3 protein-coding genes are annotated in these 3,427 nt (G+C 70.8%); all 3 read left to right on the forward strand.

Annotation, left to right across the window (positions count from 1 at the left end; genetic code table 11):
- A partial coding sequence (locus ELR45_RS41230; RefSeq protein ID WP_240759943.1) for a serine hydrolase domain-containing protein occupies nucleotides 1-1,195 on the forward strand: 1,195 nt, incomplete at its 5' end.
- Nucleotides 1,196-1,258: 63 nt separating this feature from the next.
- On the forward strand, nucleotides 1,259-2,398 hold the full coding sequence (locus ELR45_RS20800) for a M20 family metallopeptidase (RefSeq protein WP_240759944.1): 1,140 nt from the start codon (nucleotides 1,259-1,261) through the stop codon (nucleotides 2,396-2,398).
- Entirely contained in the window at nucleotides 2,395-3,330 is a 936-nt protein-coding gene (locus ELR45_RS20805; RefSeq protein WP_205856966.1) for a GNAT family N-acetyltransferase, read from the forward strand. Before ELR45_RS20800 ends, ELR45_RS20805 begins: the two co-directional genes overlap by 4 nt.
- Nucleotides 3,331-3,427: the final 97 nt, after the last annotated feature.

Here is a 3,427-nt window from a genome sequence, read left to right on the forward strand (position 1 = left end):
GATCGGCTCGGTCACCAAGGTGTGGACGGCGACGGTGATCATGGCGCTCGTCGATGCCGGCAAGCTCGACCTCGATGAGCCAGTGGTGAGCTACCTGCCGGAGTTCACATTCGCCGACGACGAGGTGACACGCCGGGTCACCATGCGCCACCTGCTGACCCACACCAGCGGGATCGACGGCGACTTCTTCTACGACTCCGGGCGCGGCGACGAATGCCTTGAGCGCTATGTCGAGGCGCTCGCCGGCCTCCGGCTGAACCACCCGCTCGGCGCCACCTGGTCTTACTGCAACGCGGGGTTCACGACGGCGGGGCGGGTGATCGAGAAACTCACCGGCCAGGTGTGGGACGCCGCGATGAAGGACATGCTCTATACGCCGCTCGGGCTCGGCCACACTGTGACGCTGCCTGACGACGCCCTGCTCTACCGCACCGCCGTGGGCCACGTCCATGAGGGGCACGAAGCGCCACGCCGGGCGCCGGTGTGGGTGCTGCCGCGGTCCGCGGGCCCGGCCGGGCTGATCGCGTCGACCGTCGGCGACGTGCTCTCGTTCGCCCGGATGCATCTGGCCGGCGGGACCGGGCCGGACGGCACACGCCTGCTGTCGCAGAAGTCGGCCGCGGCGATGCAGGCCGAGGAGGTGCGGCTGCCCGACCCGTACACGCTCGCGGATTCCTGGGGACTCGGCTGGTTCCGGCTGGACTGGAACGGTACCCGGCTCATCGGTCACGACGGGAACACCATCGGCCAGTCGGCGTTCCTGCGGATCCTGCCCGAACAGGACATGGCCGTGACCCTGCTGACCAACGGGGGCCACACTCGCGACCTGTACGAGACTCTCATCCGCGAAGTGTTCCGGGAGACGGCCGGGGTGGAGATGGCGACGCCGCTGACCCCGCCGGACGCCGCCGTCGACGCCGACATCGCACCGCACGTGGGCACCTACGAGCGCACCGGGGCACGGATCGACGTCTGGCAGGCCGACACCGGCCCGCGGTTACGTCTGACCAGCACGCAAGAGGTGGCTGGGCTGGACCAGGAGGTCAAGGAGCTCGACCTGGTGCCGGTGCGGGAGAACCTGTACCTCGTGCGGCTCCCCGGCGCCGAGACCTGGACCCCCGTGACGTTCTACGCACTGTCCGACGGCTCGCCGTACATGCATCTCGGCGTCCGTGCCACGCCGAAGGTCGCATGAGCGGCAAGACGCCGAGCATGACCAGAGATGATGAGCCGGACGGAGGCAGATGAAGCTGTGGACATGAGCATCGACGCCATGGTCGCCGACCTCGGCGCCCTCGTCGGCTGCGAGTCGCCGTCGGCCGACCTGCGCGCCGTGGCGCGGGGTGCGGATGCCGTCGCCGAGCTGGGCCGACGGGTGACCGGCGCCCAGCCGGAGCGGCTGGAGCTGCACGGCTGCACCCATCTGCGGTGGCGGTTCGGCGACGGGGACCGGGTTCTGCTGCTCGGCCACCAGGACACGGTGTGGCCGATGGGAACGCTGGCGGAGCATCCGTGGCGGGTGCAGGACGGCGTCGCCTACGGGCCCGGCTGCTTCGACATGAAGGCCGGCCTGGTGCAGATGTTCCACGCGCTCGCCGCACTTCCATCGCTGGACGGGGTGACCGTGCTGGTCACCGGTGACGAGGAACTGGGCGCGCCGACGTCGCGAGCCCTGATCGAGGATGAGGCACGACGCGCGGGCGCGGCACTCGTGTTCGAGGGCAGCGCCGACGGCGGCGCGCTGAAGACGGCACGCAACGGCATCTCGCAGTACGAGCTGCGGGTCCACGGCCGGGCGGCGCACGCGGGGCTGGAGCCGTGGAACGGGGTCAACGCCTCGGTCGAGCTGGCGCACCAGGTTCTCGCGCTCGCCGCCCTGGACGCCGGGCCGGACGGCGCGACCGTGACTCCCACCGTTCTCGCGTCGGGCACGACGACCAATACTGTGCCGGCCGAGGCTTCGGTACGGGTGGACACGCGGGTTCCGACCGTGGCCGAGGGACGGCGCGTGGACGCCGCGATCCGAGCGTTGCCAGCGCACCTGACGGAGGCCCGGCTCGAGGTGATCGCCGGTCCCAGCCATCCGCCGTTGGAACCGGCCGCATCGGCCGACCTGTACCGGCTGGCGCAGGAGATCGCCGCCGCCCGGGATATCGGCCCGCTGGAAGGTGCGCACGTCGGCGGGGCCTCGGACGGCAACATCGCCGCCGGTGTCGGGACACCCACGCTCGACGGGCTGGGCGCCGTCGGTGGCGGAGCGCACGCACCCGGGGAACACGTGCTGGTCTCGCAGATGCCGGTGCGAGCGGCGCTGGCGGCGGATCTGGTCGCCAGATTGCTCAGCGGGCCGGCCAGTGCGACCGAACGTCAGCCGCAGGATCGGAGTACGCGACCATGACCGATGGACGACGGCCCGGCACCGTGGGCACCGCGGCACCGGATGCCGCCGCGCCGACGCGCTCACCGGGCGAGGCGGCGCGGATGGCCGCGGAACGGTCCGGGGTCGAGGTCCGGCTGCTGCACGACCTGACCGACCTGACCGGCGTCGTCGCGCTGTTCGATCGGATCTGGCGTCCCGACGGCAAGAGTCCGCTGGTGAACATCGAACAGTTGCGGGCGCTGACTCACGCCGGGAACTATCTGGCCGGTGCCTTCGACAGCGACGGCCGGCTGGTGGGGGCATGCGTCGGGTTCTTCGCGGCACCGCCCGGTGTCGGTCTGCACTCGCACATCGCCGGGGTCGACGGACAGGCGCAAGGACGCAGCGTGGGGTTCGCGCTCAAGCTGCACCAGCGAGTCTGGGCGCGGGAACGGGGACTGACAGAGATCACGTGGACCTTCGACCCGTTGATCCGTCGCAACGCCTACTTCAACTTCGTCAAGCTGGGCGCCCGTCCGCGGGAGTACCTGGTCGACTTCTACGGCGAGATCGACGACGCTATCAACGCCGGGCAGGGCACCGACCGGCTGCTCGTCGCATGGCAGCTGGCGTCGGACGCCGTCGCCGAGATCTGCGTGGGGAACCGGGTGGAGGCCGACGTGGAACTGATGCGGGCCGACGGCGCGGTCGTCGCGCTGGCCGAGGGTGCGTCCGGGCTGCCCGAGGTGGCATCCGCGGCGCTCCGGAATGACGCGCGCACGCTGCTGGTCCGGATACCGGCCGACGTAGAGGCGCTGCGCCGCAGCGACCCCGGGGCGGCGAAGCGGTGGCGGCTCGCCCTGCGTGACGTTCTCGGTGAACTGATCGACGACGGCGCGAGTGTCACCGGATTCTCCAGATCGGGCTGGTACACCGTAGAAAGACACAGACATCCCAGGAGGCAGTCGTGAAGCTGAACGGGTTCGAGCTCATCCGGGTGTCGATGCCCCTCGTCGCACCGTTCCGGACGTCGTTCGGCGTCGAGACCGAACGGGACGTCCTGTTGGT

Origin of the sequence: Phytoactinopolyspora endophytica, assembly GCF_004138495.1 — a bacterium.
Lineage (GTDB): Bacteria > Actinomycetota > Actinomycetes > Jiangellales > Jiangellaceae > Phytoactinopolyspora > Phytoactinopolyspora endophytica.

Coding starts and splice junctions, on each gene's coding strand:
- ELR45_RS20800 (WP_240759944.1), top strand. CDS start 1,259: ATGAGCATCGACGCCATGGTCGCCGACCTCGGCGCCCTCGTCGGCTGC.
- ELR45_RS20805 (WP_205856966.1), top strand. CDS start 2,395: ATGACCGATGGACGACGGCCCGGCACCGTGGGCACCGCGGCACCGGAT.